We start from the raw sequence: 25,968 nt of genomic DNA, 5'->3' as shown, positions 1-25,968 counted from the left end.
GCGCTCAGGCCCGGCGGGCCACGTAGAGCGAGAGGGAGCCCGTGAACGTCGCGACGGACTCGCTCTCCCGCACGTCCTGGAAGCCCGCCTCCGCGATCAGCCGGGGCAGGATGCCGTCGGCGTTGGGCTGGGTGTCCGCCTTTCCGTCGGCCAGTTGCACCATCCGGAAGGCCAGCCGCATCGCGGCCGTGCGCTGCTTGCCGTAGTCGGCGATCACCAGCTTGCCGCCGGGGCGCAGCGTCTCGTGCATCGCGGCCAGCACGGCGCGCTTCATCGGAACGGGGCACTGGTGCAGGACGAGGCTGGAGACGACGGTGTCGGCCGTCCCGGCGCCCACGATCCCGGCCACGGCGTCGCCCATGCCGAGCCGCCACTGCGGGGTGCCGCCCGCGGCGGCGGCCTTGCGCCGGGCCACCGCCAGGGCCTCCGGGTCGGGGTCGACGCCGATCACGGTGGCGCGCGGTTCGACCCGGTTCAGGAGCACCGCCAGCGAGCCGGTGCCGCAGCCGACATCGACGACCACGTCCTCCGGTCGCGGCGCGACGTGCATGGCGACCAGGCTGCGCCACAGCCGCTCGCGGGTGAGGGCGACCACCGGGTCGTAGAGGCGGACCGGAGCGAAACGTCCGGCGGCGGGGGTGAAACTGCGTTCGGTCATGGGCAGCAGTCTCGACGTGGCGCCGGGACCGCGTCTTGAACGGATCGCTCGCCCGGTGGCCGGGGCACGGCGGCACGGCCCCGGCTTCGGCCCCGGCCGACGGCGTCAGTTCGCGGCGGCGACCTGGTCCGCCGGGCCGCCCGCCGCGGCGAGGAGGCGCTGGAGCTGGGGCGTCACCAGCTCCGGGCGCAGGGCGGGCGCGTGGGCGGTGTCGTCGGCTGCCAGGAACAGCACCCGGTTGTCGCCCACGGCCGCCCAGAGGTAGACCCGGGTGAACCCGCCGGCCGAGGCGACCGCCCCCGTGGGGGTCCGCACCCGGAAGCCGACGGCCGGCACGTCGAGCCCCGGCCACGGGACCGGTTCGACCGTCAGTTGCACGCCGCCCTTGCCGTTGTCGACCCGGAGGCCGGTGCAGCCACCCCCGGTCACCGCCGCCCGCAGCGCCTCGAAACGTTCCCGGGACAGCCCGTCGGCGATCCCGGCCACGTCGATCTGGGTCCGGTTGGCGAGCACGTTGCTCCCGGTGACGTACCAGCGGCGGACGGACCCGGCCGGTCGCTCGAACATGGCCCGGAGCACCGGCGCGCACTCGGGGTGCTGCTGGGAGGCCGCCTCGGCCTTCGGGTCCAGGGCGGTGGCCGTCGGAGCGACGGCGAGGCCCTCGGCGGTGCTGCCCGGCGGCAGGTCGTCGTCGGGCAGCAGGACGGCGGCGAGCCGTTCCCCGGACAGGGCGGCGCTCGGACGCCACGGCGCCCCGGCTGCCGGGGCGCCGTGGTCGTCCCCGGCCGACGTGCTCGCGGCCGGGGACGGTGACAGTGACGGTGACGGTCGCGGTGACGGTGACGAGGCGCAGCCCGCCGTGAGGGCGAGCAGTGCCAGGGCCGCCGATGCGGCGCGTGCGCTCCGTCCGGCGTGTGCGGTCCGTGCGGCGTGTGCAGTCCGTCCGGTCAAGGGGTCCCATTCGTCGTTCCCGGCTGCCCACCCGTCAGGAGTGGGCGCGCTCCCAGAGCTCGGTGACCTTGCCGGAGGCGTCGAGGGCCACCTTGTAGTCGCCCGCCGAGCAGGGGTAGGAGCCCTTCTCGCTGTGCGGGGAGGTGAGGCACTCGTTGATGTGCTTGACGACACCGGCCAGGTCGACGTCCTTCGGGGCCGCCATCACCGAGCTGAGGTGCGCCTTCGCGGTGGGCGCGAAGGCCGCCGTCCGGTCGGCGCCGACCGGTTCGAAGGCCACGTCGTTGACGCCGCAGGCGTCCTTGGTGTCCCGGTAGGCGAGGGTGGTGGTGCTGGTCCCCCTCACCGGGTAGATCCACTTCTGGCCGGCGGGCAGCGGCGCGTGGGTGCAGAAGCCCTCCGGCTCGTCGGAGGCGGACCCGGTCGGCGCGGTGGTCGGCGCGGCGCCCTTGGTGGCAGGCGCAGCGGCGGGCGCAGAGCCGGGCGCACTGGTGGCGGCGGTCGGTGCGGTGGTGCCCTTGGCGCTCTGGTCGGGCGGGTTGTCCGGACCGCAGGCGGCCAGACCGAGCGCGGCGGTCGCGATCAGCGCCGCGGCGAGCAGTCTCCTGGAAACGGGCATGACGAAGGAACCCCCGTGTTGACACATGATCAGTTAGATGGTGCGGCCGACAGACTAGCGTCTTTCGCGAGCGAACCCTTCCGCCCCTGACGCCCGGGGCGGAGGATCGGCGGCGGCCCGCACCGCGCGCGTGCGGTGCGGGCCGCCGCCGACCTGCGCGACCTCGCCCGACCCCCGTGACCAGCGGCGCCCGGTGGACCAGCAGGTCCCGAGGACGGGCGCTACGGGCGGGCGGGCCGGCGAGCGTAGAGGAGGGCGGCGTCGAGCGGGAGGGGGGTGTGGGCGAGGAGGTCGAGGCCGGCGGCGGCGAGGAGGTCCGCGTAGTGGTCGGCGCGGCGCTCGCGGCCACCGACGTTGCACATCATGTGGACGTCCCAGGCGGTGGCCAGGGAGGCGGATCCGTCGGCGGGCAGCAGGCGTTCGACGACGAGCAGGTCCGCGTGCGCGGGCATCGCGCGCTCGCAGTGGCGCAGGATGGCGCGGCAGCGGTCGTCGTCCCAGTCGTGCAGCACCCGGGAGAGCAGGTAGACGTCGCCCTCGGCGGGCACGTCGGCGAAGTCGCCGACCCGGTAGGTGCAGCGGTCGGCGCAGCCCGCCTCCGCCATGGTGCGGCGGGCGGCCTCGACGGCGTGCGGGCGCTCCAGGAGCACGCCGCGCAGCCCCGGGTGGGCGGCGAGGACCCGGGCGAGGAGTTCGCCGTTGCCGCCGGCCACGTCGACGACGGTGCCGCCGTCCGGCCGCGCGGCGGCGGCGGCGAGGGCCGGGTGGGCGGGGACGGGGTCGAACATCCGGGTGCTGGCGGCCATCGATCGGTCGAACAGGTCGGCGAGTTCGGGGTCGCGGGCGAAGTGGTCGAAGTGGTTCTCGCCGAACAGGTGGTCGAAGGCGGTCTCGCCGGTGCGCACGGTGTGGTCGAGGGCGCCGAAGGAGCGGTAGAACGGCCCGCCGTACATCAGGGCGAGCGGCCGCATCGAGGCCGGGGCGTCCTCGCGGAGCAGGGCGCCGACCTCGGTGAGGCGCACGCGCTCCCCCTCGGCCGTCACCACGCCGAGCATCGCGAGGTAGCGCAGCAGGGTGGCCAGGGCGCGGGGGTGGGTACCGGTGCGGCGGGCCAGGGCGGCCCGGTCGATCGGCGCCCCGGGAGGGATGGCGTCGGGCAGGCGCAGCCGGGCGCAGGCCGCCAGGGCCTGGGTGGCCCAGGCTCCCGTCAGCAGGCGCAGCAGCGTTTCGGCGGGCTGGTGGTCCACCGGCGGGCCGACGGAGGGACGGGTCCCGGGGCGGTCGGCCGGGCCGTCGGCGAGGTGGCCGAGCGGCCGGTCGGCGCGGTAGCCGGCCGGGCCGTCGGCGAGGTGGCCGGCCAGGACGTCGCGGTGGTCGCCCGGCGCGTACAGCTCCACCCGCCGGTATCCGGCCAGGGAGGCCGCGGGCGCGGTGAAGTAGAGGACCGTGCCGTTCTCGTGCGGGTTGTAGCCGCCTCCGTCGGGGACGGCGCCCTGCTCGGCGAGCAGGGCGCACAGTCCGCGCAGGAGCAGCGGTTCCGGGCGCAGGACCTCGAAGGCGAGGTGTGCCTCGTGCTGGTGGGCCCGCTCGTGCTCGGCGACGGGCCACAGGTCCGAGCCCGGCGGGACGGTCAGCGCGAACACCTCGACCGCGCGGCGGGTGCCGTCCGCCGACCGTACCTCGGGGCGCAGGATGGACACGTCCAGCCCGGCGGCGTCGCGGCGGTGCCGGAGGGCGAGCCGGTCGCGGACGACGGAGCTGGGGAGCGGCGGGGTGTCGGCGGCCAGACCGCAGGCGGCGAGGTCGGCGCGCAGGGTCGCCGGGTCGGGCGGGAACACCAGCAGGGCGGCATGGGTGAACGCCAAGTGGCCGGTGAGGGAGTGGAGTTGCGGGCCGTCGAGGCCGGGGAGGAGGAGCGGCAGGAGGGTGGCGGTGTCGTGGCGGCGGACGAAGTCGGCGGACGCGCGCAGGCGGGTGCTGTCGGATACGGCGGTGGCGGTGGCGGTCACGGCGGGCGGGGTCACGGCGGATGCGGTCATGGGGGATGCGGTCATGGCAGGGGTGTCCTCGGTGCGGTGCGCCGGCGGCCGGTGTTGCTCGATGGGCCGACGGGGATCGGTGGCCTGTCGGGGATCAGTGGGCTCTCGGGGATCGGGGAGCCGTCGGGGCTCGGGGAGGTGCGGGTCCCGGGGAGGGGTGCCGCTCACAGGCCGACGTAGTTCTCGGCGAACCAGTCCTGCTGCGCGCGCGAGGTGCGCAGCGCCTCCAGCCGGGCGCGCCGGAGTCCCGCGTCGAAGCCCGACGGGACGCCGTCCGGGGTGGGCACCGCGTGCAGCAGCCGGACCATCCAGTGCGAGAACTCCATCGCGCGCCAGATGTGTTCCAGGCAGCGCCGGGAGTAGTCGGCCAGGGCGCGGCCGTCGCCGTGCGCGAGTTCGTCGACGAGGGCGGCGGCGAGGAGCTCCGCCTCCAGCACCGCGAGGTTGGCCCCCTTGGCCGCCGAGGGGGTGGGCATGCTCGCGGCGTCGCCCGCGAGCAGCAGGGCGCCGTGGCGCAGCTGTTGGACGACGTCGCTCTCCAGGTCGACGACGGTGCGCGCGACGACGCTCCCCCGGTGCAGCGGGCCGTGCTCCGCGGCGCGCATCCGCAGGTCCAGTTCGTCCCAGACCCGGTCCTCGTCCCAGTCCTCGGGCGTGGTGCCGCGCTCGCACTGGAGGTAGTAGCGGGTGATCTCGGAGGTGCGGGCCATGTGGCCGGCGAAGCCCCGCCCGTGCACCGCGTAGCCGACCGCGTCCAGGCTCGGCGGCGCCTCGACCAGCAGGCCCAGCCAGGACAGGCCGTGGTCGTGGCGGTGGACGACCGTGCCGGGCGGCAGCGAGCGGCGGGCGGCGCCGTGCCGGCCGTCGCAGCCGGCGACGTACCGGGCCCGCCACCGGAGCGGCTCCCCGTCGGGCCCGCGCGCCTCGACGGTCGGGCGGTCGCCGTCGGCGTCCAGCACCCGCAGCGCCTCGGTGCCGAACCGGATCTGCCCGCCGGCGTCCAGGAAGGCGGTGAGCAGGTCGGCGACGAGGTACTGCTGCGGGTAGACGGTGTGGCGCTCGCCGCGGGCGAGCCGGGCGTAGTCGAGGCGGAAGCTGCCGTCGTCGGTGCGGAACTCGCAGGTGGCGTGGGGTCGGCCGTTGCGGCGCAGGCCCTCGCCGAGGCCGTGCCGGTCCAGGATCCGGGCGGTGTTCTCGGCGAGGAAGCCGGCCCGGGCCCGGCTGTGCAGGCGGGCCCGGTCGGCGCGTTCCAGGACGACGCAGTCGATGCCGGCCCGGTGCAGCAGGTTGGCGAGGACCAGACCGGCCGGGCCCGCGCCGAGGACGACCACCTGGGTGGCCCGGTCGGCCCGGCTGTCGGCCTGGCTGTCGACCCGGCCGTATGTCGCGTTGTCGGTCATGTGGTCGGTGCTCGAAGGATTCTGACGCTCAGTCACAGAACCTAAATCATAATCACCGCCGGATACATGAAACGACGGAAATCACCCCCACGGCTGAATAGGGTGACAATGCTTCCTTTCCGGTCGTGGACGCCGATCGTCCGCCCACGGTCCGTTCGCCGACTGCTCGGCGGCCGTGGCACAGTGGCGCGATGAAGACCATCGGCCTGCTGGGCGGCATGAGCTGGGAATCCACCGCGACCTACTACCGCCTCCTCAACGAACTCACCCGGGACCGGCTGGGCGGCCTGCACTCCGCCAAGTGCGTGCTCTACTCGGTGGACTTCGCCGAGGTCGAGCGGCTCCAGGCCGCCGGGGAGTGGGAGGCGGCGGGCCGGCTGCTCGCCGATGCCGCCCGCGCCGTCGAGGCGGCGGGCGCGGAGCTGCTGCTGATCTGCACCAACACCATGCACAAGGTCGCCGACCAGGTGGCCGGCGCGGTGTCCGTCCCGCTGCTGCACCTCGCCGACGCGACGGCCGCGGCGGTCCTGGCCGCCGGGGTGGCCCGGGTCGGGTTGCTGGGCACCGCGTTCACCATGGAGCAGGACTTCTACCGGGACCGGCTGGCCTCCCACGGCCTGGACGTCCTCGTCCCCGAGCCGGCGGGCCGGGCCCTGGTGCACCGGGTGATCTACGAGGAGCTGTGCCTCGGGGTGGTCCGTGAGGAGTCCCGGGCGGAGTACCGCCGGGTGATCGCCGAGCTGGTCGCGGAGGGCGCGGAGGGCGTGATCCTCGGCTGCACCGAGATCGAGCTCCTGGTGGGGCCCGGCGACAGCGCGGTCCCGGTCTTCCCCACCACCCGCATCCATGCCGAGGCCGCCGTCACCGCCGCGCTGTGACGCCGCTCCCGCCGGTGGCCCGGGGCGCGAAGGCCCGCCCGGCAAGCCGATCGCCCCGCCCCGGCGACGGCCGGGACGGGGCAGGGCACGGCGGGGCGGGACACGGCAGGGCGGGACACGGCAGGGCGGGAACGAGCGGGCGGCGCGGCGCCCCGGCACGTCACCGGCCGGGGCGCTCCAGGACCTCGGCGATCGGCCACCGCCGGGGCACCTGCGCGGCCAGGCCGGCGATGGACAGGCCGGCGATGTAAAGGTTCCCGGTCCTCACGAAGTGCCCGCCAGGCCGATCAGCAGGTGGCAGACGAAGACGGCCGGCAGGTAGCCGACCACGGCCCCGACGGGCCAGCGGGCCGCCCCGGTCCGGCTGAAACGGCGGGCGGCGAGGGCGGCGAGGGCGACCGGCAGCACGGCCAGCCAGCCCCACCCGGCCGGTCCGCCCGTCCACGGCCGCAGCACCGCCAACGACGCCGCGGCGGACGCGGCGGCGAAGCCGAGCGCGAGCGCGACGGTCGTGCGCAGGCCGAAGACCCGGACGTAGGTGCGCTCGTGCGCTCCCGGCTCGCGGACGACCTTGCGGGCCAGTTCGTGGTGGGTGGCGGCCAGCATGATCACCACCAGCAGCGGCAGCGCGTGCCTCCCGGCCCGCGCGAGCGAGTCGCCGTCCAGGCCGGTGTCGTGCAGGAACACCGCGTACAGGTAGAGGTTGAGCAGCACCTGGACCGGGGAGCTCAGCAGGACTCCGGTGACGACGGCGTCACCGCGCGGCCACCCCAGCCGCAGTTCCGCCCCCACCAGCAGCACGGTGTAGACGAGTTGGGCGGCGATCAGCAGCAGGGCGGCCCGGTTGCCGGAGTTGAGGAGGAGCAGGAACGCGGCCCCGGCGCCGGACAGGAGGTACAGGTCGCGCGGCAGCACGGCGCCGCGTGCCAGCGGGCGGGACGGATTGTGGCGCCGGTCGTACGGCAGGTCGCGCAGGTCGTCGGCGGCCCGCAGCAGGAGCAGGTCGACCAGGACGGTCAGCACGGCGCCCACCGTGCCCCAGCCCGGCCGCCAGTGCCCGACCCGCGCGTCGGCGGCGGCGAACAGCCCGGTGGCACCCACCGCCCACACCCCGGCGAACACCAGCGACAGGGGCAGCGGGAAGCTGCCGCGCAGGAAGGCGCCGAGCCGGACGGCGAGCGGGCCCGGGTCGGCGGAGCCGCCCGGCGCGCCGGCCCCGCCGGCCGGGGCGGGTGCCGGTGCTCCGGTGGATGCCGCCGTACCGGTGGGCGCCTCCGGTCCGGCGGCGGCGGACCGGGCGGGCGGGTGGCTCACTCCCGCCGCCCCGCTGCGGCACCGGCCGCCGTCCAGCGGACCGGCAACTGCCAGACGCCGTTGATGAACATCGTCCGCCGCCAGTCCAACTCGTCCTCCGGGACGGCGAGTTCCAGCACCTCGAAGCGGCGCAGCAGCGCGCCGACGCCGATCTGCAGCTCGGCCCGGGCGAGTTCGGCGCCCAGACACAGATGACGGCCGTAGCCGAAGGCGAGGTGGGAGCCGACGTCCGCACGGTCGGGGTCGAAGGCGTCCGGGTCGGTGAAGACGGCCGGGTCGCGGTTGGCGGTGTCGGTGAGCGGCACCACGATCCGCCCGGCCGCCACCGGGCAGCCGCCCAGCACGGTGTCCTCGGTCACCAGGTGCGGCGCCCCGCCGGTGTTGTTGAGGGAGCTGAAGCGCAGCATCTCCTCGACCGCCGCCGGGATCCGCGCGGGCTCCGCGCGCAGGCGCTTCACCAGGTCGGGGTGGCGCAGGAGGAGGAGCACGCACATGCCGAAGGAGTTGCCGGTGGTCTCGTAGCCGGCCATCAGCATGCCCGAGCCGAGGGAGACCACCTCCCGGTCGGACAGCCGCTGCTCGGGGTCGTCGGCCGGGCGCAGTGCCAGCCGGGTGAGCAGGTCGTCGGCCGGGGTGCCGGCCTCGGCGGCGCGCCGCTTGCCGGCGACCAGGGCGGTGAAGTACTCGTCCGTCCGCGCCTGGGCGGCGGCGACCTCCTCACGGGTGTGGCCGGAGGTGGACATGAGGATGTCCACCTCCGCGCGCAGCATCGCGCCGTCCTCGAGCGGGACGCCGAGCACCTCGCAGATGACCCGCATCGGGAAGGGCACGGTGAAGCCGCCCACCAGGTCGGTCTCGCCGCCGGTGGCACCGGCGGTCAGGTCGTCGAGCAGTTCCTCGGCGAGGGCCTCCAGGCGCGGCCTCAGCAGGCGGACCTGGCGGGCGGTGAACGCGGGGAGGATCGCGCGCCGGCGCCGGGTGTGGTCGGGCGCGTCGGCGGTGGCCAGCAGGACGGACTCGGTCTTGCGGGCGAACAGCGGGCGGGCCAGCTCGGTGTAGCCGGCCCGGCTGAAGCGGTCGTCGCCGAGGACGGCCGTGACGTCCTCGTGCCGGGTGACCAGCAGGGCGGGCTGCCCGCTGGACAGCTGCACCGGGTGCGGGACGCGGGCGTGCAGGACGTCGTGGTAGGCGTCCGGCCGGCGCACGTCGCCGGCGGGCGGGAAGGGGAAACGGGCCGGGTCGTCGGTCATGTCCTGTCGCCCTTCTCGGCGGTGGCGGTTCCGTCGGTGGTGGCGGCTCCGTCGGTCGGGCCGCTCCCGTCGGCGGCATCGGCCGGGCCGGGGACGTCCGAGCCCGGGACGTCCGGGCCCGGGACGTCCGAGCCGGAGACGTCCGAGCCGGGGACGTCCGGCTCCTCGGGCTGTTCGGACGGCGGGAGCAGCCGCACCGTCCCGGCCGTGCCGTCGATCTCGATCCAGGCGCCGTCGGCGATCGCCGTGGTGGCCCCCGGGACGGCGACCACGGTGGGGATGCCGAGCAGGCGCCCGGTGATCGCCGTGTGGGACAGCAGGGTGCCGCGTTCGACGACCATGCCGGTGGCGGACATCATCAGGAACAGCCAGCCTGGGTCGGTCTCCCGGGCGACCAGGATCCGCCCGGCGGCGAGGTCCGGGTCGGTGGCCGGGTCCAGCACCACCTTGGCCCGGCCGCGCACCACGCCGCCGCTGGAGCCGATGCCCCGCAGCAGGCCGTCGTCGGCGGCGGCCGCCGTGCCTACCGGGCTCGCCCCCGGCAGCGCCCGGGCGAACGGCAGTCCGGCGGGCGTGCCCAGCAGGGCGGGGCGCTGCGGGTTCTTCGCCCAGCGCTCGCGCTGCGTGCGGCGCAGCGCGACCAGGGCACGCAGGTCGGTCACGGTGCCGGTGCCGTCGAAGGCGCCGATGACCTCCTCCACGGTCAGGTCGGCGACGTCGAGCGCGTCGTCCAGGACGCCGGTCCGGGCGAGTTCCGCGCCAAGCCGCCACATCACGTCACGCGACAGCCCGAACAGCTGGGTGCGGCAGAAGCGGGTGTCCTCGCGGATCCGGGCGAGGTCGCGGGCGATGGACGTGACACCGAGCAGGACGGCCCGCCGGGCCGGGTTGGGGAGCACCTCGCGCAGACGCTCCCGGGCCTTGCGGGCGGCGGCCTGCTCGTCGGCGCGGTTGGCCGCCACCGTCGCGCCCTGGCGCACCAGCGGGCGGATCAGCGCGAGTACCGTCCACGGCCGCTGGCGGGGTGTGGGCTCCTCCAGCTTGAGATCGTGCAGCGCGCGGTCGCCGTAGCGGGCGACATAGCCGCGAGCGGCGTCGCCGACGGCCGCACCGTGGTGGCCCTCGACGATCTGCCGCCACAACTGCTCGGGGTCGCTCGCGTCGTCGAGCACAGCCGCCCGCAGTTCGGGGACGGCGCCGACGAGTTCGGCCAGACCCATGGCCGCGCGCACCGCCTCCAGCGAGCGGTTCTCCCGCCCGCCGCCCATCAGCCCGACCAGAACCTGCGGGCCCTCGCCGGTCCAGCGACGCAGCAGGACGCTGCCCGCGCCGAGCACGACGAGCGCGATGAACGCGTTCACCAGGGTGACGCCCCAGCGCTCGCCGGCGCGCTCCCAGAGCCGCCGGTAGAAGGCGATCAGCTCCTCCGGCGAGTCGCCGACGGTCTCGGCCTCGGCCATCTGCCGGTCCCACCAGCGCAGGAAGCTCTTCACCTGCCAGGGGTGGAGGGCGCTGCGCCAGGCCAGCCGGGGCAGTGCCAGGGCGACGGCCGGGGCGGCCCAGCGGCGTTCGCCGCGGGCGGGGCCGGTGATGCCCATCGCCTGTTCCCAGCCGCGGCGCACGAGTTCGAACATCGGCATCTGCCCGTGCAGGGCGTGCCAGTCGTCCAGCCGGTAGTAGACCTGGCCCTCCAGGTAGCCGACCATCCGGGCGAGGCGGTGGGCGTTGTCCCGCACCCAGGACTCGGGGACGCCCATCCGCCGGTAGAGGTCGGCGAAGGAGCGGCGGTAGAACTCGCGGGACTGGGAGAAGGTCAGCGCGCCGGAGACGCCGGGGAAGCTCTCGGTGATGTTGTGGTTGCCCCAGTAGACGCGGGCGGCCCCCGGCTCCTCCGTCGCGAACTGCCCGGCCGCCGGCCCGGCGGTCTGCGCCTGCGCGGTGGTCTGCCCGGCGGTCTGCGGCCGCCCGGCCTGCTGTCCTGCCGACTGCCCGGCCGTGGGCGGCGCGGTGACCAGCGGGCGGGCCTGGAGCAGGTGGACGACGCCGTCCTCGGTGAGCGCGCCCTCGATGTCCTGGGGGACGCCGAAGAGTTCCTCCACCCGCGCGGCCAGCTCCGCCACCGCACGCACCTGGCGGTCGTCCAGCACCGGGACGTCGGCGAGTCCGCCCGCCACCGGCAGCAGCACCGGCGCACCGGCGGCGGCGCCCTCGGGCAGCCCCATCGACCACTGCTTGCGCACGGTGCGCGCGGTCACCTCGTCGGTGGCCGGGTCGTGGAAGAAGTGGTCGATGTCCGCCTTCTCCTGGACGACGCCCTCGCCGATGCCGTAGGCCGCCGCGACGACGCGGCGGACCGCGCCGTCGCGCGGGTCGCGGGTGAACGCGACGAACGAGCGGGTGCCGAGCACCATCCGCTGGATGCCGACGGCCACCCGGGCCCGCAGCGGGTCCAGGCCGCGCAGGGTCCGGTAGCGCACGGCCTGCGGGTTGAACGCGGAGGCCCAGCAGCGCAGGACGGCGTCCTCGAGGGCGTCCTCGTCGACGTAGAGGAAGCTGTCGCTCATACCGGCGAACGGGTCGACCGCGCTGTCCTCGCCGATCGCCTCGGCCGCCTCGGCCGCGTTGGCCTCCGCGGCCCCGGCGGCGGCCGGGACCACGCACGCCCGGACCGCCACCAGGCCGTCCGGCCCGGCCACGGCCGCGAACTCCTTGCGGATCCGCTCGGCCAGCGCCACCGGCAGCCGCGCGCCGCCCAGGGCCTCCCGGGCCGCCGCGCACCAGCTCTCCACCTCCGCCCGTTCGGCGCCGGGCGCCGGCTCGGCCGGCAGGGACGGGCGCAGCGCGTCCAGCGCCTCGTCGAAGGCGGCGGCGGTCAGACAGAAGAACTCCGGTATCCGGAACCCGGCCCGGCGCAGCACCTCCTGCCGGGCGAACTTGTTCCCGACCCGCGCCGCGTCCGCCAGCACCTCGCCGCCGTCCGTCGCCGTGGTCACCACGAGTTCCGTCATGCGCCCCCACCGCCCCATCCCGTGCCGCCCCAGCCGTCCAGGTGCAGCACGCTGTCCACCGGCCGGCGCGGCGCCGGTCCGAATCCGTCCCCCAACACGTGCGCGGTGGGGATCAGGGCCCCCTGGCGCACGTCGCCCGGCAGCCCGAGGAGGTCGGCGACCTCCTGCTCGGCGTCCAGGTGCACCGTCGTCCACGCCGTCCCCAGGCCGCGGGCGCGCGCGGCGAGCATGTAGCTCCAGGCGGCGGGGAGGAGCGAGCCCCAGACCCCCGCCTGGTTGGCCGCCGTGAGCGGGCGGCTGCCGAGTTCCAGGCACGGGATCACCAACACAGGCACCTCGTGCAGGTGCTCCGCGAGGTGCCGGCCGCCGGCCAGCATCCGTTCGGACACCCCGCCGACCGGTACCGCGCCCGCCGACACCCCGGCGGCGGCGGTCGGCGGGTAACGGGCCTCGAACGCCCGCCGGTAGACCTCGGCGACCCGCTTGCGCATCCCGTCCTCGGCCACCACCAGCCAGTGCCAGCGCTGGGTGTTGCCGCCATTGGGCGCCTGGAGCGCGATCTCCACGCACTCGCGGACCTGGTCGAGGTCCACCGGGCGCGACAGGTCCAGCCGCAGCCGCACCGAACGCGTGGTCGTGAGCAGTTCGTCCGGCGTCGCCGGCACCCCGACCCGCGGCGGGCGGGCGGAGGCGCTCACCAGAGACCCGGCACGAGACGGGAGTGCCCGGCCGCGTAGTCGCGGTAGCCGGGGATGTTCAGCAGCATCCGCTCCTCGGTACGGATGCGGAAGGTGATCGCGGCGGCGAGCACCACCAGCAGCACCACGCTCAGCGGGTTCAGGAAGAACGCCACGAAACCGACGTGCGCCGACAGCATTCCCGCGTAGGCGGGGTGCCGGATGAACCGGTAGACGCCCCAGGTGACGACCTGGTGGTCCGTCTGCCGGGTCACATGGTGCGAGTAGAACCGCCCCAGTGTGCGGATCGCCACCTGCCGCAGCACGACCCCGCCGACGAACACCGCCGCCGGGAGCAGCAGCAGCGGCGACCACTCGTCCCAGGGCAGCGGCCCGAGCACGGCCGCGGACACGGTCGCGATCCGGGCCGTCGCGTAGAACAGCAGCGACGCCGACTCGCGCGGCGCCGAGCCCGAGGTCCGGAAGGTCACCGGGATCTCGACCGCCAGCCACGCCAGGTAGCAGGCGGCCAGGACGGCCGCCACCAGGTCCACCCCTTCGCCCGCGTGCCGCAGGTGGACCACCAGCCCGGTGGCCACCGCGAGTACCGCGACGACGAACAACAACTGCGGTGCCCGCACCGCCCACGACGAGCCGGTGCCCGTCACCTGTTCCGCGCCACTCACTTCGCCGACCTCCGCTTCAAGTAACCCGCGCGGCTGAGGGTGTGGACGCCGATCTGCAACCGGCCGTACCCCTCGCCGCTCTCCGCATCCACCACCGCGAACCGGTACACCGCACGCGCCCCGCGCGCCGGTGCGAACTCCCACCACAACTCCAACGGCACCTCCACCGGCAGGCCGGTCGGCAGATCCGCCTCCAGCGAGAGCCAGAGCATCTGCGCGTCCAGGTCCCGCCCGTGGGCCGTGTGGCCCAGCATCGTCGCCATCTGCCGGGCCGACTCCACCAGCGCGCCCAGGGTGTGCACCCCGGCGCCCGCCAGCCGGTGGCCCGGTGGCGGCACCAGTACCGCGGCCCGCTCGACCCGCACCGCTCCGCCCAGCAGGACGTTCTCCGGCCGGTGCCGGTGCACCAGCGCCGGATCGGCGGGAACCGCGCCCTCCGGCCCGGTCCGGACCGGGGCCGGCGTCCCGCCGAAGCGGACCGAGGCCCGGCTGACGGCCTCGCCGTCCTGCAGCGCCACCAACTCCCACGCCGGCCCGTCGTCGGCCGCGATCGGACCGCCGCTCAGCCACACGGGAGGACCCAGCTCGCACATCCGGTCGAAGCTCATCGAGAGCCGTAACCGGCCACCGTCCGCGTCGACCCACTCCGGTGCCTGGGCCCCGAGGACGTCCAGCACCCCCGCCACCAGCACCATTCCCGGCACATGGTCGAGCGGGTGATCGAAGAAACAGAGGTCTTTCTCATCCACCACCACCGGGACGACCACCCCCGGCCCCGGTCCGCCGACATTTTCGGGCGGAACCCCATCTACTGGGTCGAATCCCTCCCCCCGGAAGTCTTCTGACGAACTGTCATGAACCGATGGAACGTCAGTTCCATATGAGACACCTGGTACCAACGAGGTCACGAGGACCGAGGTAACCATCGATCACCTGTCCGAGCAACCCGGACCGGCCCGCACCCCGACCGGGCCCCGCCAGCGACCAAAAACATCCGCCACGATGGCCGAAAACCCCATCGCCGAAACGGCCCCTCGACGGTTCCGGGCGGCCCGGGGCGGCGGGGAGCCGCCGCTCCGGGCCGGGGCCGACCAGGGCTACAGGGCTACAGGGCTACAGGGCTACAGGGCTACGGCTACGGCTACGGCTACGGCTACGGCTGCAGCATGACGAGCAGCTCGGTACCGGGCACCAACTTCCGGTTGACGGAGGTGGACTGGACGAACACCGTGTAGGCGGGGTTGTCGCCGGGCTTGACCGTGGTCTCCGAGGCCGGCAGGCCGAGCAGCCGGCGGGCTGCCGGGCCCGAGAACACCTTGCCGGTCATCCGGCCGGTGGCCGGGTCCTTCTCCGCGACGGCGAGCTGCTTGCCGCCCTGGATCCGCTCCCGCTTGGACAACTCGTAGAAGGCGCACCCGGTCCGATAGGTGTGCCCCGCGCCGGTGACGAACTCGCGGATGGGGAGCTGCCGGTCGACCGGGACGAGGGCGTACGCACCCGCGTCCAGGGCGTCGAGTTCGGCGGTGACGTCCGCGGCACTGAGGTCCTGGCCCATGGTGAAGAGGTTCTTGGTGCCCCGCACCCCCTTCTCCCGGCCGCGCAGGAAGCTCGTGGCGGCGGACTTGACGGTGCCGATCGCCTCCTCGACACCCTTGCTGGAGTCGGCGTCCCAGATCGCGATATTGCCCGCGGGAAACCCGTATTCCTGGGCGGTGCGCTTGGCCAGGGAATTCGGGACCAGGATCGCCGAGGTCCAGTGGTCCGGGAGCCCGGCCATGGCCCCGTGGATCCGCTCCATCCAGCCGCGCAGCACGGCCTTGCCCTTGGCGCCCGGTATACGGATGTGCATCTTGCCGCTCTCGGAACAGCCGGAGGCGTTCTCCTCGCCGTCGGTGACGACGACCTGGAGGAAGGAGTGCTCCCCGTACCCCTCCCAGATGTTCTTCAGATCGTCGACAGACTTCACGGCCGCCTCGATCAGCGCCGTCGCGCCGTTGTCGACCCGGTAGAGGCCCTTGAGGGACGGCAGGTGCTTGACGTCCATGTCCCAGACGAGGTTCCGCACTTCGTGGTCGAAGGCGTAAAGGCTGATGCGGGTCTCGTGCCCGAGCCGGTCGGACTCCTCCTGGAGGCCCTTCACGAACTCGTCCACGACCCGGACCAGCTGCTGCTCGTGCTGGCGCATCGAGCCGGACTTGTCGACCACCAGCGAGACGTGGTTGACCTTGTGGTCGATCCTGTTCGTGGACATTCTTCTCCCCTTTTCCCAACACCTTTTCCGGCGCCTTCCGGCGCTCCCCTCGGCGTTGTTCCAACCCTATGCGGAGGCACTGACAATTCCGCCGGAGCGGGAGGCGCCGGCGGCGACCGACAGCGTCCGGGGAATCGGATCGGCCATCGGGCCGGGAATCAGGTCGGAAGATCGGACCGGGGCGTCAGGCCGGGCCGGGGGCGGGGTCCGTGGCACGAGCGTGCAGCAGGGCGGCGAGCGCGTCGGCGTACGGACGGGCCCGGCGCCGGCGGGGCAGGGCGAGGCCGAAGTGCCGGGCGGGGCGCGGCGGGGTGACGGGGACGACCCGGGTGCCGGGCTGCGGCGGGTCGAGGGCCACCTGCGGGACGAGGGAGACGCCGACGCCGGCGGCGACCAGCGAACGGGCGAAGAAGTAGTCGGTGGTGGAGCCCGCCACCCGCAGTTCGAAACCGGCCGTCAGAGCGTGGCGGCGCAGGAAGGCCTCGGTCTTCGAGCAGCCCAGCACCCACGGGTCCTCGGCCAGTTCGGAGAGGTCTAGGGCGTCCCGGCCGGCCAGCGGATGGTGCTCGGGCAGGACGACGGACAGCGGGTCCGTCATCAGCGGCGTCCACTCCAGGCCGGAGCGGTCGCCGGGGACGACGGGCAGGGGCCCGTCGAAGTGGTAGGCGAGGGCGAGGTCGGCGCTGCCGTCGCGGACCATCGGGAGGCTGTCCTCCGGTTCGCGCTCGACGATCCGCAGTTCGACCTCCGGGTGCGCCGCCGCGAACCGGGCCAGCACCGGCGGCAGCAGGTGCCGGCCGCCGCTGGTGAAGGTGGCGAGCGTCAGCCGGGGCCGGTCCGCACCGAGGCGCGCGATCCGGTCCTCGGCGTGCCTCAGTTCGGCGCCCACCGCGACGGCGGCGTCGACCAGCAGCTGGCCCGCCTCGGTCAGCCGCACCCCGCGCGTCGACCGCTCCACCACGGTGGTGCCGAGGCCGCGTTCGAGGGCCGCGATCTGCTGGGAGACGGCGGAGGGCGTCAGCAGCAGGGCGGTGGCGGCGCGGTTGAAGCTGCCGTGCTCGGCCACGGCCTGGAGCATGGTGAGCCGTCTGACGTCGAGCATGGTGGTTCCCCCCGGGTCCGCGCTGGTGCCGCCGCCCTGCTCGGCGGGCGGCCGGGCGGCCGGGCGGACGCGGAGAGGACAGTACCCCGACGGCACCGCTTCCGCGTACGGACAGGTCGATCGGCCGACCGGGCCGGTCGCTCAGCCCCTGGCGGCGGCCGGCGGCGGTGTCCGGCCCGAGCGGCGGATCTTCACCAAAGATCCGCGAGGACGACCCCCAACAGATCTTGACCTCGGCGGGCAGATAGTATGTACCCGCACGTGAGGCCCGGCAGACGGCTTCCCGTTGCGTGCGGCCGCCCATGAGGCCCCTCCCGCACGCCCCTCCCGCCTGCCGACACCCGTGGCGCCGTCCGTGACCCTCGACGCCGGACGGGCAGCACCGGGTCGCCGACCCGTCCCGCCCGCACCGCCGCGCGCGGGAACCCCGCACCGGACCGTGGCCCCGCGCGGGCCGTTCCCGTGCGCATCCATCAACGAAACGTCAGCTCAGGTAATCTCATGCACCCCCACCCCGCCGTCATCGACGGCTTCCACTACGGCTGGCTCAACCCGGTCCTGTCCTACCTGGTCGCCTGCACCGGCGCCGCGCTCGGCCTGCGCTGCACCGTCCGCGCCCTCGACCTGCCGCCGCGCAGGCGGCTCGGCTGGCTGCTGCTCGGCGCCGCCGAGATCGGCTGCGGCATCTGGACGATGCACTTCCTGGCGATGCTGGGCTTCACCGTCAGCGGCTCGACCATCCTCTACAACGTGCCCCTGACGATGTGCAGCCTGGTGCTGGCGATCGTGGTCTGCGGCCTCGGCATCCTCTATGTCGGCTACCGGCCGCGGAGCTTGAGCACCCTGCTGATCGGCGGCACCGTCATGGGCCTGGGCGTGGCGGCGATGCACTACCTCGGCATGGCCGCGATGCACGTCCAGGGGCAGGTCTCCTACGACGCCCTCACCGTGGCCGGCTCGATCGCGATCGCCGTCGCCGCGTCCGCCACCGCGCTGTGGATGACCCTGAACATCACCGGCATGCTCGCCTCGCTCGCCTCGGCGCTGATCGCCGGGGTCGCGGTGGTCGCGATGCACTACACCGGCATGGCCGCCGTCTCGGTCGTGCTGGACGGCCGGACGCCGGTGGGCGGCCTGCCGGCCTCGCAGTTCATCACCCCGCTCGCGGTGGCCGTCCTCGTCCTGCTCTCGCTCGGCGGGATCGCGCTGATGCTGTCGCCGCACGACGCCTCCCTGTCCGGCCTGGACCGGGACCGGGACCGGCCGGAGCCGGTCCGGGTCCCGCTGTTCGAGCACCGGGGCTGACCGGGCCGGGCGTGCCCGGAGGTTCGTGGCCGAACGGCCCGGTGCGGGGTTCTCCCGCGCCGGGCCGTTCGGCGTCCGGGGCGTCCGGACCGTCCGGCATCCGGGCTGTTCGGCGTCCGGGCTGTTCGGCATCCGGGGCGTCCGGACCGTCCGGCATCCGGGCTGTTCGACGTCCGGGCTGTTCGACGTCCGGGGCGCCGCGTCGGGGACGCCGGGAGCCGGGAGCCGGGAGCTCGGCGCAGGTGGTCCGGGAGCGCACGCCGGGGCGTGAGGCGGCGGGCGTACCCCTCCGGGCGCGCCACCGCGCCCCCGGCCGCCGTCCGGGCCGGAGCACGCCACCGGCCCCGACGGGGGCGCGCGCTCCGGTGGCCACGGGACCGCCACGCTCCCGCACGCCCCCTGGGCGGTCTGCCGGAGGTCTGGGCGACGGAGCGCCGGGGTGGGACGGTGTCCGGTCCCGGGAGCCGGGCAGGACGAGACGGGGGCACGGAGCATGACAAGACGTTGGCTGGTGACGGGCTGTTCGACCGGGCTGGGCCGGGCGCTGGCGGGGGCGGCAGCCGGGGCCGGTGACCGCGTCCTGGCGACCGCGCGCCGGGCGGAGACCCTGGACGACCTGGTCCGCGAGCACCCCGGCCGGCTCCTCGCGCTGCCCCTGGACGTGCGCGACCCCGGGCAGTGCGAGCGGGCCGTCGCCACCGCGGTGGAACGTTTCGGCGGGGTGGACGTCCTGGTGAACAACGCCGGGAACGGCGTGTTCGGCACCGTGGAGGAGGTCGGCGACCAGGAGCTCCGCGACCAGTTGGAGACACTGGTCGTCGGTCCCTGGCGACTCGCCCGGCTGGTGCTGCCGTTGATGCGCGCGCAGGGCGGGGGGCTGGTGCTGAACGTCTCCTCGCTCGCCGGGCGGACGGCCTTCCCCGGCCTGGCCGCCTATGTCACGGGCAAGCACGCGCTGGAGGGCATGACCCAGGCGCTCGCCGCCGAGGCGGCCCCGTTCGGCATCCGGGTCGCCGCGCTGGCCGCGAGCGGGTACGCCACCCACTACGGCGGCTCGGTGACCGATGCCGCCGGCCGTTCCCCCACCTACCGCGCGAGCACCGAGCCGATGCGCGAGCAGCTGCGCGGCATGGCCGCCCTGCCGGGCATCGGCCGCCCCCAGGACTTCGCCCGCGAGGTGCTCCGCCTCGCCGCCGCCCCCGGCCCGCTGCCCGTCCGGATCCCGATCGGCCCCGGCAGCTTCGAGCACCTCACCGCCGCCGCTGACGCCACCCGCGCCGAACTCGCCGCCGCGCGCGCCCTGCTGGAGCCGCAGGGCGCGCAGCAGGACTGACGGCCGCTCCACCGGCTCCCGGAAGCGGCCCCCCAACCGCCTCCGGCCGAACCCGTCGGGCGCCGCGAGCAGCGCCCGACGGGTTCGGCCGCTGTTCAGCGGGGCGTGGCCCGGTCGATGATCTCCGACCAGACCCGGTACCTACGGTCGGGGGCCACACCACTTCCGGGAGCGAACATGCACGACAACCACGAGTCCGGGCATCCGTGCGAGTGCCCGCGCACCGCCGAGCTCGACGGGGACGGGCCCGCCGCGGCCGGGCGCCGCCGGTTCCTGCGCGGGGCGGGCCTGCTGGGCGCCGGGGTCGGCACGGCGGGCCTCGGCCTGCTCGGCGCGGCGCCCGCCCACGCGGCCGGCCCCGGAGCGGCGGTCGGCTCCGGCGGACCGGACGCGGCCGGGGCAGCCGGGGCGGCAGCGGGGAAGGCCAAGAAGTCCGCCGGACAGCGGCGTTGGCAGCCCGACCCGGATGCCCGCCGGTTCACCCTCGTCGTCATGCCGGACACCCAGTACCTGTTCGACCAGGACCGGATCCACCCGGCACCGGTCGAGGCCGCGATCCGCCACGTGCTCGACGGCGGGGTCAACCGGGAGGACGGGACGGACGACAACATCGTCTTCCTGGCCCACCTGGGCGATGTCACCGAGAACGGGCTGGCCGGCGAGTTCGCCGCCGTCAGCAAGGTGTTCGGCCTGCTGGACGACGCCGGCGCGGCCTACGGCGTACTCGCCGGCAACCACGACGTCCGCTCCTCCACCGACGACCGGCGCGGCAGCACCCCGTACCTGGAGACCTTCGGCCCGGCCCGGGCCGCCCGTACCGCCGGCCACCACAGCTCCAGCCCGGACGGCTACAACACCTGCCACCTCGTCACGGCCGGCGGGCGCCCGTGGATGCTGCTCTCGCTGGACTGGCGGCTCTCCGACGCGGGCTTCGCCTGGGCCAACGCGGTGATCGCCGCCAACCCCAGGGTGCCGGTGATCCTGACCACCCACGAGCTGGCGTACGCCGACGACGGAGGCCGGGCCGAGCTGTCCGACTACGGCCGGCAGCTCTGGGAGCGGCTGATCAGCGGCAACGACCAGATCTTCCTGACCGTCAACGGCCATTACTGGCCGCCGGGCCGAACGGTGCTGACCAATAAGGCCGGCCACGACGTGCACGTCCACATCACCAACTACCAGGACCGCTACTACGGCGGCGCCGCCATGATCCGGGCGTACCGCTTCGACCTGGACCGCAACACCGTCGACGTGTCGACCTACTCGCCGTGGATCCAGGAGATCGCGGCCGAGGAGCGCAACACCCTGGCCGCGCAGCAGGTGGAACTGACCTCGGACGTGGACCGCTTCTCGCTCGCGATCGACTTCGAGCGGCGCTTCGCGGGCTTCGCGCCCGTCCCGGCGCGCCCCGCCCGCCGGGCGTCCGAGCTGCTGGTCCGGGACACCGCCGCGTACTGGCGCTTCGAGGGCGGCGGCGACGGCGCCGCGGTCACGGCCCGGCAGGTCGTCAAGGACCTGACGGGGCAGGGCAACGACCTGTACCCGCAGAGCGCCCCCGGCACCCCGGACGGCGGGCTCAGCTGGTCCTCGGAGCACCACCCGGACCAGCCGGGCCACGGCAGCCTGCTGTTCAAGGGCACCCGCTCGCCGGTGCGCGGCACCTATCTGCAGACCGCGCCCAACGCCCCGCTGAACCGGGAGACCTTCGAACGCGGCTTCACCGTCGAGGCGTTCTGCAAGCTGCCCGCCGACTGGGACTCCGGGCAGAGCCGCTGGTCCGCCCTGCTGAGCCGCTGGGGGACGGCCGCCGAGGCGGGCCGGAGCGGCCCCGGCACGGATGCCGACGAGCCCGTCGTGACGCTCAGCCTCTCCGAGGCGCCCGCGCTCCAGTGGTGCGTCTACCCCGTCAACCAGACCGGCGCGTCGACCTGTTGGGGCCACCAGCTGCCGCTGGACCGCTGGTGGCACGTCGCGGTCGTCAACGACGGGAAGCTCAGCCGGATGTTCGTGGACGGCTGCGAGGTGGCCCGCAACCCGGCGACCCCGGCCGTGGGGCTGGCCACCCTCGGACGCCCCTGGATGGTGGGCGGCTACGCGTACGCGGGGGTGCTGGACAAGGTGTTCCACGGGTACATCGGCGATGTCCGGATCGTGCGGCGGGCCCTGCGGGTGGGGGACTTCATGACCGGGTGACAAGGCGTCCAGGAGGCTCAGTAGACGTCGCGCACATAGCGCCTGTCGGCGGCGAGCTGCTTGAGGTGCACGGCGGCCTCCTCCTCGGTGAGGCCGCCGTGGGTGCGGGCGATCTCGCGCAGTGCGGCGTCCACGTCCCTGGCCATCCGGGCCGCGTCACCGCAGACGTAGAGGTGGGCGCCGTTGCGCAGCCAGTCCCAGAGGCCGAGGCCGTGCTCGCGCATCCGGTCCTGGACGTAGACCTTGTTGCGCTGGTCCCGGGAGAAGGCGAGGTCCAGGCGGTCGAGGTGGCCCGAGGCCCGGAAGTCGGCCAGCTCCTCGCGGTAGTAGAAGTCCGTCGACTGCCGCTGCTCGCCGAAGAACAGCCAGTTGGGGCCGGTGTGGCCGAGGGCCCGGCGCTCCTCCAGGAAGCCGATGAAGGGGGCGACGCCGGTGCCGGGGCCGATCATGATCATCGGGGTGGCGGGGTCCGCCGGGGGCCGGAAGTGCGCGGTGGGCCGGACGAAGACCGGCACCGGGCCGTCGGTCACCCGGTCGGCGAGATAGGTGGAGCAGACGCCCTTGCGCATCCGGCCGGCGCCGTTGGGGTGGCGGACCACCGAGACGGTCACCCGGACCTCGTCCGGGTGGACGAGCGGGCTGGAGGATATCGAGTACAGCCGGGGCTGGAGCGGTTTCAGCACGGCGGCCCAGTCGGCGGCCCCGGCCCGTACCGCCAGCGCGCCGACCACGTCGACGGCCTGCCGGCCCCAGGTCCACTTGGCCAGCTCCCCGGTGTTGTCCGGCCTCAGCAGCCGCCTGAGGGCGCGGTCGCCGGACCGCTCACCGGCGAAGCGGAGCAGGTCCGGGGTGATCCGGGCGATCTCCAGGTGGCCGCCGAGGGCTTCGGCGAACGGGACCTCCCCGGCGCCGGGGACCGTGACGGGGGCGTCCGGGTCGAGGCCGGTGACGGCCAGCCACTCGGCCACCAGCTCGGGGCAGTTCCGGGCCCGGACGCCCAGGACGTCGCCCGCCCGGTAGCCCAGGTCGCCTTCCTCGCTGTGGGCGCCGCCCCGGGTGGCGAAGGCGAACTGCCGGACCTCCTTGGCGGAGCCGGGCAGGCTGAGCAGCCGGCTGCCGGTCATCCGGGCACCGAACGGCGACTCCTTGGAGTACCCGGTCCGGGGCACGGGGACGACCGCCGGGGTGGGCGGGGCGGTGGGGGTGCGGCCGGCCGGGGCAGCCGGGGCGGCCAGCGCGGCCACCACCTGCTCCAACCACCGGTCGGCCGCGTCCTGGTAGTCGGGCTCGCAGTCCGCGCGCTGGGCGATCCTGGTCGCGCCGAGCTCCCCGAGCCGCTGGTCGAGGCGGCGCCCGTGGCCGCAGAAGTCGCTGTAGCTCGAATCGCCGAGCGCGAGGACGGCGTAGCGCAGCCCGTCGGCGTCCGGGGGCGGGTCGGCGAGCACCCGCTCCCAGAAGCCGGCGCCGTTGTCGGGGGCCTCGCCGTCGCCGAAGGTGCTGGTGATCACGAGTACCGGCGTCCCGGCGGCCAGGGTGGCGGGCCCGGCCTGGTCCATGGCGAGCAGCAGCGGCTGCCAGCCCTCGGCGGCCAGTCGCTCGGCGACTCCGGTGGCGATCCGCTCGGCGGTGCCCGTCTGCGAGGCCCACAGGACGGTCACGGTCCGCGCCGGTTCCGCGACGATGGCCGGCCCGGCCGCGTCCTCGGCCGCTTCCGGCGCTTCAACCGGGCCCAGTGCTACCGCCGACCCCGGCGCGAGGCGCGAGTACGCGCCGGCCAGCACGCCGTTGACCCACCGCGCCCGCTCGGGGTCGACCGGCGCCTGCGCCGGCAGTACCGGCACCCCGGCGACCCCGGCCGGCGCGGACGGGACGCCCGCCAGGAAGCCCGCCAGATAGGTGCGTTCGGCGGCCGTCAGCCGCGGCGCCTCGACCGGGTCGACGCCCAGCAGCCCGGCCAGCGCCGCGAGCTGCGTGCCCACTCCCCCGACCGGCCGCGGTTGCCGCTCCGCCGAGGGAACGGGCTCCACCGACGACACCGGCTCCGCCGCCGTAACGGGCTCCGCGACCGGCGGCGCGGCCGCCTCCGGCGGGACCGGCGCCGCCACCGGACGCAGCGCGACCGCGCACACCTTCAACTCCGGCTGGAACGAGACCGGGTCGACCGCGTCACTGGTGACCGCGTTGATGCTGAGGTACTCGCCGAACAGGTCGTTCCAGTGGAACGGCGCGAAGCAGTCCCCCGGCCGCACCCGGTCGGTGACCACCGCCGGCAGTACGGCCCGCCCGCGTCTCGACGCCACCTCCAGCCGGTCGCCGTCCGCCACGCCGAGCGCCTCGGCGTCCTGCGGGTTGACCTCGACGAACGGGCCCGGGTCGAGCCGGTTGAGCGCGGCGACCCGGCCGGTCTTGGTGAGGGTGTGCCACTGGTGCTGCAGCCGACCGGTGTTGAGGCAGAACGGGTAGTCCTGGTCCGGGAGTTCGGCGGGCGGCAGGTGAGGTCGGGCGAAGAACACCGCCCGGCCGGACGGGGTCGGGAAGGCCAGCCTCGGCCGGCTCCCGTCCGGCCGCACCAGCAGTGTCTGGCTGACCCCGTCGTTGAGGTAGCGGACCGGGTTGCGCGCCGGCCCGTCGGGGTCGGCGGCCGGCCACTGCACGGGGGTGGCCCGCAGCCGGGCGTAGCTCACGCCCCGCAGGTCCCAGCCGGTCTTCGGGTTCCAGGCCCGCTTGAGCTCCTCGAAGACCTCCTCCGCGCTCGCGTAGTCGAAGCCCTCGGCGAAGCCCATCTCGCAGGCCACCCGGGCGATGATGCGCCAGTCCGGCAGCGCCCCGCCGACCGGGTCGGCGGCCGGCCGGGCCAGGGTGAGGCCGCGCTCCGAGTTGACCAGCACCCCCTCCGTCTCGGTCCACAGGGCGGCGGGCAGCACCACGTCGGCGTAGGCGTTGGTCTCGGTGTCGGCGAACACGTCCTGGGTGATGACGAGTTCGGCGGCCTCCAGCCCGGCGATGACGGTCTTCCGGTTGGCGACCGAGGCGACCGGGTTGGTGCAGATGATCCAGCACGCCTTGATCTCCCCCTCGGCCATCCGCGAGAACAGCTCGACGGTGCCCCGGCCGGCCTCGGTACGCAGGGTGCCGGGCGGCAGGCCCCAGAGCTCCTCCGTGAAGGCCCGTTCCGCCGGGTCCAGCACCGACCGCTGCCCGGGCAGACCGGGCCCCATGTAGCCCATCTCCCGGCCGCCCATCGCGTTGGGCTGGCCGGTGAGGGAGAACGGGCCGCTGCCGGGGCGGCAGATCGCGCCGGTGGCCAGGTGCAGGTTGACCAGGGCGTTGGTGTTCCAGGTGCCGTGGGTGGACTGGTTGAGCCCCATGGTCCAGCAGCTCGTCCACTCCGCCGCCGCGCCGATCAGCCGGGCGGCGGCGCGGATGTCCTCCTCGGCGAGCCCGGTCGTCCGGGCGACCTCGGCGGGCGGGTAGTCCGCCAGGAAGCCGGGCATCTGCTCCCAGCCCTCGGTGAACTCCTCGATGAAGGCCGGGTCGGTGTCGCCGTTCTCGACCAGCAGGTGCAGCAGTCCGTTGAGCAGCGCCAGGTCCGTGCCGGGCCGGATCCGGAGGAAGAGGTCGGCCTTGTCGGCGGTCGCGGTGCGCCGGGGGTCGACGACGATCAGCTTGGCGCCGCCATTCCTGACCCGGTCCATCATCCGCAGGAACAGGATCGGATGGCAGTCGGCCATGTTGGAGCCGATCACCAGGAAGACGTCCGCGTGGTCGAGGTCCCGGTAGGAGCCGGGCGGCCCGTCCGCGCCCAGCGACAGCTTGTAGCCGCTGCCCGCGCTCGCCATGCACAGCCGGGAGTTGGACTCGATCTGGTTGGTGCGGACGAAGCCCTTGGCGAGCTTGTTCACCAGGTACTGGGCCTCCAGCGTCAGCTGACCGGAGACGTAGAAGGCCAGCGCGTCCGGCCCGTGCTCGTCGAGCACCGCCCGCAGCCGGCGCGCGGTGGCGGAGATGGCGGCGTCCACGTCCTCGGGCCGGGCCTCGGCGCCGCGCTCGGCCCGGACCAGGGCGGTGCCCAGCCGCCCGGGCGCGGCGAGCATCTCGGCGGTGGTGGCGCCCTTGGTGCACAGCCGCCCGCCGTTGGCGGGGTGGTTCCGGTCGCCGGACGCCCGGATCACCGTGCGACGGCCCGTCGCCCCGTCCACCGCGACGTCGAGCAGCAGGCCGCAGCCGACGCCGCAGTACGAACAGACGCTGCGCACGCTCCGGACGGGGTCCGGGCCCGGTACCGTCACTGCGGCTCCCTCTCA

General features: G+C 74.9%; 18 protein-coding genes. 4 read left to right on the top strand and 14 right to left on the bottom strand.

What is annotated here, in order from left to right:
• Positions 1–4 precede the first annotated feature (4 nt).
• The 5 genes from SM793_RS23565 to SM793_RS23545 all read right to left on the bottom strand — a co-directional run bounded on the left by SM793_RS23565 (position 5) and on the right by SM793_RS23545 (position 5,598).
• Complete coding sequence (locus SM793_RS23565; RefSeq protein ID WP_320440266.1) at positions 5–658, bottom strand: class I SAM-dependent methyltransferase; 654 nt, start codon at positions 656–658, stop codon at positions 5–7.
• Positions 659–763: 105 nt separating this feature from the next.
• Positions 764–1,609, bottom strand: a complete 846-nt coding sequence (locus tag SM793_RS23560; protein WP_320440265.1) for a hypothetical protein — start codon at positions 1,607–1,609, stop codon at positions 764–766.
• A gap of 34 nt (positions 1,610–1,643) precedes the next feature.
• Positions 1,644–2,228 carry a hypothetical protein gene (locus SM793_RS23555; protein ID WP_320440264.1) on the bottom strand — a complete coding sequence of 195 codons (585 nt, stop codon included), beginning with the start codon at positions 2,226–2,228 and terminating at the stop codon, positions 1,644–1,646.
• A 221-nt stretch (positions 2,229–2,449) separates the two neighbouring features.
• Positions 2,450–4,282, bottom strand: coding sequence for a methyltransferase (locus SM793_RS23550; protein ID WP_320440263.1), 1,833 nt, complete (start codon positions 4,280–4,282; stop codon positions 2,450–2,452).
• Between the two features lie 149 nt (positions 4,283–4,431).
• The gene (locus tag SM793_RS23545; protein ID WP_320440292.1) at positions 4,432–5,598 is read right to left on the bottom strand and encodes a 4-hydroxybenzoate 3-monooxygenase; all 1,167 of its coding nucleotides are present in this window, start codon (positions 5,596–5,598) and stop codon (positions 4,432–4,434) included.
• 260 nt (positions 5,599–5,858) lie between these two features.
• Between SM793_RS23545 and SM793_RS23540 the strand changes: the two genes are divergently transcribed.
• Positions 5,859–6,545 carry an aspartate/glutamate racemase family protein gene (locus tag SM793_RS23540; RefSeq protein ID WP_320440262.1) on the top strand — a complete coding sequence of 229 codons (687 nt, stop codon included), beginning with the start codon at positions 5,859–5,861 and terminating at the stop codon, positions 6,543–6,545.
• 264 nt (positions 6,546–6,809) lie between these two features.
• Here SM793_RS23540 and SM793_RS23535 read toward each other — a convergent pair whose 3' ends face one another.
• The 8 genes from SM793_RS23535 to SM793_RS23500 form a co-directional block, all read right to left on the bottom strand.
• Positions 6,810–7,859 carry a hypothetical protein gene (locus SM793_RS23535; protein ID WP_320440261.1) on the bottom strand — a complete coding sequence of 350 codons (1,050 nt, stop codon included), beginning with the start codon at positions 7,857–7,859 and terminating at the stop codon, positions 6,810–6,812.
• Positions 7,856–9,109: a cytochrome P450 gene (locus SM793_RS23530; RefSeq protein WP_320440260.1), complete on the bottom strand. Its 1,254-nt coding sequence runs from the start codon at positions 9,107–9,109 to the stop codon at positions 7,856–7,858. The genes SM793_RS23535 and SM793_RS23530 overlap by 4 nt, the downstream gene beginning before the upstream one ends.
• Positions 9,106–12,117 (bottom strand): PEP/pyruvate-binding domain-containing protein, encoded by a 3,012-nt coding sequence (locus SM793_RS23525; RefSeq protein WP_320440259.1) that lies wholly within the window; start codon positions 12,115–12,117, stop codon positions 9,106–9,108. The genes SM793_RS23530 and SM793_RS23525 overlap by 4 nt, the downstream gene beginning before the upstream one ends.
• A complete protein-coding gene (locus SM793_RS23520) occupies positions 12,114–12,815 on the bottom strand; it encodes a nitroreductase family protein (RefSeq protein WP_320440258.1) in 702 nt (233 codons plus the stop codon). The genes SM793_RS23525 and SM793_RS23520 overlap by 4 nt, the downstream gene beginning before the upstream one ends.
• Positions 12,812–13,480 carry an isoprenylcysteine carboxylmethyltransferase family protein gene (locus tag SM793_RS23515; protein WP_320440257.1) on the bottom strand — a complete coding sequence of 223 codons (669 nt, stop codon included), beginning with the start codon at positions 13,478–13,480 and terminating at the stop codon, positions 12,812–12,814. Before SM793_RS23515 ends, SM793_RS23520 begins: the two co-directional genes overlap by 4 nt.
• Positions 13,477–14,232, bottom strand: coding sequence for an AfsA-related hotdog domain-containing protein (locus tag SM793_RS23510; RefSeq protein ID WP_320440256.1), 756 nt, complete (start codon positions 14,230–14,232; stop codon positions 13,477–13,479). Before SM793_RS23510 ends, SM793_RS23515 begins: the two co-directional genes overlap by 4 nt.
• A 401-nt stretch (positions 14,233–14,633) precedes the next feature.
• Positions 14,634–15,731: a vWA domain-containing protein gene (locus SM793_RS23505; protein ID WP_320440255.1), complete on the bottom strand. Its 1,098-nt coding sequence runs from the start codon at positions 15,729–15,731 to the stop codon at positions 14,634–14,636.
• Positions 15,732–15,915: 184 nt separating this feature from the next.
• Positions 15,916–16,833, bottom strand: coding sequence for a LysR family transcriptional regulator (locus SM793_RS23500; protein WP_320440254.1), 918 nt, complete (start codon positions 16,831–16,833; stop codon positions 15,916–15,918).
• 501 nt (positions 16,834–17,334) lie between these two features.
• Between SM793_RS23500 and SM793_RS23495 the strand changes: the two genes are divergently transcribed.
• The 3 genes from SM793_RS23495 (at position 17,335) to SM793_RS23485 (ending at position 21,664) form a co-directional block, all read left to right on the top strand.
• A complete protein-coding gene (locus SM793_RS23495; protein ID WP_320440253.1) occupies positions 17,335–18,138 on the top strand; it encodes an MHYT domain-containing protein in 804 nt (267 codons plus the stop codon).
• Positions 18,139–18,631: 493 nt separating this feature from the next.
• Positions 18,632–19,471: an SDR family oxidoreductase gene (locus SM793_RS23490; RefSeq protein WP_320440252.1), complete on the top strand. Its 840-nt coding sequence runs from the start codon at positions 18,632–18,634 to the stop codon at positions 19,469–19,471.
• A gap of 177 nt (positions 19,472–19,648) precedes the next feature.
• On the top strand, positions 19,649–21,664 hold the full coding sequence (locus tag SM793_RS23485) for a LamG-like jellyroll fold domain-containing protein (RefSeq protein ID WP_320440251.1): 2,016 nt from the start codon (positions 19,649–19,651) through the stop codon (positions 21,662–21,664).
• A 17-nt stretch (positions 21,665–21,681) separates the two neighbouring features.
• On the opposite strand, the gene SM793_RS23480 is transcribed toward SM793_RS23485, so the two are convergent.
• Positions 21,682–25,953, bottom strand: a complete 4,272-nt coding sequence (locus SM793_RS23480) for a bifunctional nitrate reductase/sulfite reductase flavoprotein subunit alpha (protein WP_320440250.1) — start codon at positions 25,951–25,953, stop codon at positions 21,682–21,684.
• Between the last annotated feature and the right edge of the window lie 15 nt (positions 25,954–25,968).

It is taken from the genome of Kitasatospora purpeofusca (genome assembly GCF_034043715.1).
Lineage (GTDB): Bacteria > Actinomycetota > Actinomycetes > Streptomycetales > Streptomycetaceae > Kitasatospora > Kitasatospora purpeofusca_A.
The sequence above is the reverse complement of the archived record's forward strand: the minus strand, read 5'-3'. Positions and strand labels throughout refer to the sequence as shown.